Genomic DNA, 5,539 nt, shown 5'->3' on the forward strand with positions numbered 1-5,539 from the left:
TAGGATGGATATCGGGCTCGCCGAGCACGATCTTTTCGGCCTCGCGCTTGGTGCGGGCATAGTGATTGACCGGCTCCGGCACGGCCGCATCCTCGGTGAGACCGAGCTGGTCGCGGAAGGCGAAGCAGACGGACGGGCTGGAGATGTGGACGAAACGGCTGACGCCTTGCCGTCTGGCGAATCCGACAAGATTGCGCGTTGCCGTGACATTGGCCGCCTCGAAATCCGCGAGGCGTCCGAAGGGCGAGGAAAGCGCCGCGCAGTGGATGATCCGCTCGACCCTGCCCAGCCTGGGGTCGAGGGCGGCATCGAGCGGCTGCGCCAAATCGTGACGGATGATGCGATGGCCGGCCGCTTCGAGCGCGGCGCAGCGCGTTTCATCGCGGCCGAGCCCGAGCGCCAGCGTGCCGGAAGCGGCCAGCCGCTCGAGCACATGGGAGCCCAGGAAGCCGCTGGCGCCGGTGACGAGGACGGCCATCGCTCAGACCTCCAGCGCCATGCCGCCGAAGGAGACGCCGGCGGAAGTACCGAGGAAGAGCAGCTTCATGCCCGCTGCCACCCGCCCCTCGCGGCGCGCGACGTCGAGCGCGAAGGGCATGGAGGCGGCGATCTGGTTGCCGAAGCGGGCAGAGATGTCGACAAGCTTTTGCGGCGCAAAGCCGGTCTGGCGCGCTATATGCGCAAGCGCGAAGGGGCTTGCCTGATGCGGCACGACGAGATCTACATCGTCGCGACGCCAGCCGGCGCGCTCCAGCAGAGCGTCGACGAACCCGTTGAAATGGCGCGCGGTGAGCCTGAACAGTTCCTTGCCGTCCATGTGGAACAGGCTGTGCGCCGCAAACGCTTCCTGCTCCTTGCGGAAATCGAAGCGTGTGCCGCCCGAACCGATGCCGCAGGCTTCCCAGCCGGAAGGATAAGTGCGCATCAGGCTCGCCGCCACCTTGCCCTCGCCCGGCCCGGCCTTGCGCAGGACCGCCGCCGCAGCGCCGTCGCCGAAGAGCGCGGCGATCTCCGGCGCATCCTGCCACGGCAGCGCGCGCGAGGCGACTTCGGACGAGAACACCAAGGCCGTCTCGCATTGCCCCGCTTCGATCATGCGACCGGCAGTCTCAAAGGCGGTGAGGAAGCCAAGACAGGTGCTGTTAACGTCGAAGGCGGCGGCCGAGCCGTCCGCCAGCCCGAGGCGCTGCATGACCAAAGGCGCGGTCGCCGGCAGCGGCTGGTAAGGCACGCCGCAGCCGCCGATGATGAGATCGACAGCGCCGGGCTTTACGCCGGCATCGGCTAGCGCAACTGTCGCGGCGACGCAGGCAAGATCGATCTGCGATTCGGCATTGCAGACATAGCGCTCGACGACGCCGGTGGCGGTTTCCAGTGCGCCCTCGCTGAGGCTCAATTTCGCTTCCAGCGCGCGCGTTGTCACCCGCTCAGCCGGTACCGCCCTGCCGGTTCCGACGACCTTGATCCGCATTCCCCCCTCGCCGCTTGAGCTTGGCTCTATCTAGCGCAAAAAGCGGTTCGAGGCGACGACCATGACGGCGCCTGAGCGGCCACGTTTGCTCGCCGATCATTCTGCGATAAGTGTGTGATGTTGCAGGGGGGTGAGGTATGGCTAATTCTTTTTCTCGCTTTATTTCTTCTGTCTTTGGGAATTCTGTTTCGAAGCCAAATGCGGACGTGGTCAGAAGCCCATGGCCGGACGGTCTCCAGTATCTGTTTATCGAGCCGTCAAAGAAGGATGTCTGGGAAGCGCTGGACGGCTGGAAGTGGATTGGGCTTGATGGCCTGGAACCCGCCGCAGTCTCCGCATTCGGCGACATTTTCTTCCGAGCTCCCGATGGTTCCGTCAAATTGCTGGACATGATCGGAGGCCGATTGACCCAAGTGTCGGAAACGTGGCCGGAGCTTACAACCCAGTTCAACGATCATGATCGTCGCGACGAGCTGTTGCTGGCTGACTTAGCCGCGGCGGCACGAAAGAAGGGATTGGTCTTGGCGGACGGCGAATGTTACGACTTCGACACGCCACCCGTACTCGGTGGCGAAATGTCCGCCGCGCAAATCAACAAGACCTTCTTCGTGGTGAAGGTGCACATAACCGGCCAAATCCACCGACAAGTAAAAGACCTTCCGCACGGCACGAAAATCAACAAGGTGACGATCGGCGATCGCTGACGGCACTAAGCCTTCCGCTCCCACCGCCGATCCGGCGTCTGCTGCCAGTAGGTCACGGCGTGGCCGGCTTCCTTCATCGTCTTCCAATGGCCGCGCGCGGCTTCGAGCTGTGCCGCGTCATGGCCATCGAACAGGAAGACGGCGCGTTCGTAGCCCGATAGCTCGGGCGGGCTGGCGCCGTCGACCAGGAAGCGGATCTGCGCGGCGTTCTGGTTGCCCTCGCTTGTGGTGAGCAGGATCGGCTGCTCGGCCGGATAGGCCTCGCGGTCGGTGGCGTGCGCCAGGAAGGAATCGTCGCGAAAAGTCCACAGATGCTGGTCGAGCGCGTCGCGCCGCTCTTCCGTGCCGGTCTGCACCACCGCGCGCCAGCCGCGCTCGACGCTGCGCTCGAGCAGGCCGGGCAGCGCCTCCTCGAGCGTCGATTCGGTCAAATGGTAGAACAGGATGTCGGCCATCCCCTACCCTTCGTAGTGATCGCGCACCAGCCTATCGAGCAGCCTGACGCCGAAGCCCGAGCCCCAGGACTGGTTGATCTCGCTCGACGGCGCGCCCATCGCGGTGCCGGCGATGTCGAGATGCGCCCAGGGCGTGTCCTTGACGAAGCGCTGCAGGAACTGCGCCGCGATGATGGCGCCGCCATAGCGGCCGCCGATGTTCTTCATGTCGGCATTCTTGGAATCGATCAGCTTGTCGTATTCGGGGCCGAGCGGCATGCGCCATAGCCGCTCTTGGGACGACTGGCCGGCGCCGAAGAGCCTGCCCGCCAACTCGTCGTTGTTGGAGAACAGGCCGGCATAATGCTGCCCGAGCGCCACCATGATGGCGCCGGTCAGCGTCGCCAGATTGATCATGAATTTCGGCTTGAAGCGGTCGTTGGTGTACCAAAGCGCGTCGGCCAGCACGAGGCGGCCTTCGGCGTCGGTGTTGAGCACCTCGATCGTCTGGCCCGACATCGAGGTGACGATGTCGCCGGGGCGCTGGGCATGGCCGTCGACGGCGTTCTCGACAAGGCCGATGACGCCGACCACATTGGTCTTGGCCTTGCGCGCGGCGAGCGCATGGATCAGCCCGGTGACGGCGGCCGCACCGCCCATGTCGCCCTTCATGTCCTCCATGCCGGAGGCCGGCTTCATCGAATTGCCGCCGGTGTCGAAGGTGACGCCCTTGCCGATGAATGCCAGCGGCGCGTCCTTGGCCTTGCCGCCGCTCCAGCGCATCACCACCAGGCGGGCGCCGCGCGGCGAGCCTTGCGCCACGCCGAGCAGCGAGCCCATGCCGAGCTTCTTCATCTCCTTTTCGGTGAGGATCTCGACATCGACGCCGAGGGCCTCCAGCGCCTTGACGCGCTCGGCGAAGTCGACAGGCCCCAGCGCATTGGCCGGCTCGTTGACGAGGTCGCGCGCCAGCAGCACGCCGTCGACCACCGCTTCCTCGCCGGCAAAGGCCTTCTTCGCGGCAGCCGGATCGGCGCAGTGGATCGTGACCTTGGCGGGCTTCGCCGCCTTCGCGTCGGATTGGCCTTCGTCCTTGTCCTTCCTGGTCTTGTACTTGTCGAAGGCGTAGCTGCGCAGCAGGATGCCGGCGGCGAGGCTCCCCGCCTGGTGGCCATCGGCCTGCAGTTCCGGCAGATCGAGAATGACAGCCACCTCGGTCGCCTTGCGCAGCGAAGCGGCGACAGCGCCGCCGAGCTTCAGCCAGGCATTGTCGTCGAGAGCCGACAGCTTGCCGGCGCCGATCGCCACCAGCCGGTCGACGGACGTTCCTTCCGGCGCCAGCACCTCGGCGGAGCTCGCGAACTTGCCGGAGAAATCGGCGACCGGAAACGCGCGAGCCAGCGCACCGGCGGGATCGCAGGCCTTCGCCGCCTCGCCGAGCCCGCCGCCGTCGCCCGCGAACACGAAGACGCTGCCCTTTTTCGGCACGGCGAATTTGGCGAAAGAAATGGATGGTCTCAACGTCATCAGGTCCTGCTTTCGGGGATGGCCGCAAGGTGCCGGCAAAGGTAATTTTCAGCGAGCAAACGGTTTGGCAAGCGTGCGCGACATTTGGTCGTTTTCAGCCATTTGGCAAGACTTTGGCCGAAATCGCTGCCTATATCAGCGCCACCATAGACAAAGGATTCGCCTCGGCACGACCTTAGATTGCTGCCGCAACCTGCTGTTAACCATCGATGTTTTGCATTTCTTATCCATTGGCGCGGAGACTCCGCCGCGCCGGGGCATGTGGCGTGGGGCGACAAACCGGAGCGAGCCGCCTATGACGCAGTTGTGCGGGCGACGCCGGATCACTACCTTGTCGGCGGGCATGATGCCGTTCGGCAAAATCGAGAAAAGCCTTCATGAAGGTCGTTGAACGCTACATCATGCGCCGCGCGCTGACGATGTTCCTCGCCGCGCTGGTCTGGACGCTGGCGATCGTGTGGACGACGCAGGTGCTGGCCAAGATTGACCTCGTCACCGACAACGGCCAGTCGGCGCTGACCTTTTTCGAGGTCGCGGCACTGATCATTCCCTCGATCATCCCGATCGTGGTGCCGTTCGCCCTGGTGGTGGCGGTGGCGCAGACGCTGAGCGCCATGAACACCGATTCGGAGCTCGCCGTGCTCAGCGCCGCGGGCGCCTCGCGCTGGACCATCGCGCGGCCCGTCCTGCTGCTCGCAATCGCGGCTTGCGCCTTTTCCTTCATCGTCGACAACGCCATCGACCCCTATGCCAGGCAGAAGAACCGCCAGCTGGTGGCGGCTTCGCGCGCCGACCTCGTGTCGCTGATCATCCAGGAAGGCACGTTCCGCAAGATCGACGAGGGCCTTTACCTGCAGGTCGGCGAGCGGCTTCCCGGCAACCGGCTCGGCGGTATCTTCGTCGCCGATTCACGCGAGGAAGGCGCCAGCCTCACCTATTATGCCAAGACCGGCAGCATCGTCGAAAAAGGCGACGAGAAGGTGCTGATGATGAATGACGGCGTCATCAACCGCAAATCGGTCACCGGCGACCTCTCGGTCATCCGCTTCACCTCTTACGCCTTCGACATGTCCGCCTTCCTATCCGCGGCGAACGACATCACGCTTTTGCCCAAGGACCGCACGACGGCATATCTGCTCAACCCGGATCCCAACGACAAGATGTTCCAGCGCGAACCGGGCAGCTACCGCGCGGAGCTCAACCAGCGCTTTGCCGAGTGGTCCTATTCGCTGGTGTTCGCGCTGATCGCGCTGGCCGTCGCGGGCGATGCGCGCTCGCATCGCGAAGCACGCATCAACCCGTTGATCACGGCGATCGCGATTGCGCTTTTCGTGCGATGGCTGGGCTTCTTCGCCGCCGGCAAGGCCGACAGGGTCTCGTACTACATCTACCTGCTCTACGGC

At 64.7% G+C, this 5,539-nt stretch carries 7 protein-coding genes; 3 read left to right on the forward strand and 4 right to left on the reverse strand.

Going from position 1 to position 5,539, the window contains the following annotated elements:
* Both EOA27_RS19665 and EOA27_RS19670 read right to left on the reverse strand, forming a co-directional pair.
* Nucleotides 1-478 (reverse strand): NAD(P)-dependent oxidoreductase (locus EOA27_RS19665; RefSeq protein WP_145970430.1); only part of this gene is annotated, 478 nt, incomplete at its 3' end.
* 3 nt (nt 479-481) lie between these two features.
* Entirely contained in the window at nt 482-1,471 is a 990-nt protein-coding gene (locus tag EOA27_RS19670) for a 3-oxoacyl-[acyl-carrier-protein] synthase III C-terminal domain-containing protein (protein WP_126078235.1), read from the reverse strand.
* Nucleotides 1,472-1,608: 137 nt separating this feature from the next.
* On the opposite strand from EOA27_RS19670, the gene EOA27_RS19675 reads away from it, so the two are divergent.
* Nucleotides 1,609-2,175: a T6SS immunity protein Tdi1 domain-containing protein gene (locus EOA27_RS19675; protein ID WP_126078236.1), complete on the forward strand. Its 567-nt coding sequence runs from the start codon at nt 1,609-1,611 to the stop codon at nt 2,173-2,175.
* Nucleotides 2,176-2,180: 5 nt separating this feature from the next.
* Here EOA27_RS19675 and EOA27_RS19680 read toward each other — a convergent pair whose 3' ends face one another.
* Together EOA27_RS19680 and EOA27_RS19685 are read right to left on the reverse strand one after the other, a co-directional pair.
* On the reverse strand, nt 2,181-2,630 hold the full coding sequence (locus EOA27_RS19680; RefSeq protein WP_126078237.1) for a DNA polymerase III subunit chi: 450 nt from the start codon (nt 2,628-2,630) through the stop codon (nt 2,181-2,183).
* 3 nt (nt 2,631-2,633) lie between these two features.
* Nucleotides 2,634-4,136, reverse strand: a complete 1,503-nt coding sequence (locus tag EOA27_RS19685) for a leucyl aminopeptidase (protein WP_126078238.1) — start codon at nt 4,134-4,136, stop codon at nt 2,634-2,636.
* Here EOA27_RS19685 and EOA27_RS19690 point away from each other — a divergent pair.
* Entirely contained in the window at nt 4,117-4,527 is a 411-nt protein-coding gene (locus EOA27_RS19690; RefSeq protein WP_126078239.1) for a hypothetical protein, read from the forward strand. The genes EOA27_RS19685 and EOA27_RS19690 overlap by 20 nt on opposite strands.
* On the forward strand, nt 4,514-5,539 hold a 1,026-nt coding region (gene lptF, locus EOA27_RS19695; RefSeq protein WP_127256928.1), incomplete at its 3' end, for an LPS export ABC transporter permease LptF. The genes EOA27_RS19690 and lptF, both read left to right, overlap by 14 nt.

The sequence above is a fragment of the Mesorhizobium sp. M2A.F.Ca.ET.037.01.1.1 genome (assembly GCF_003998075.1).
Lineage (GTDB): Bacteria > Pseudomonadota > Alphaproteobacteria > Rhizobiales > Rhizobiaceae > Mesorhizobium.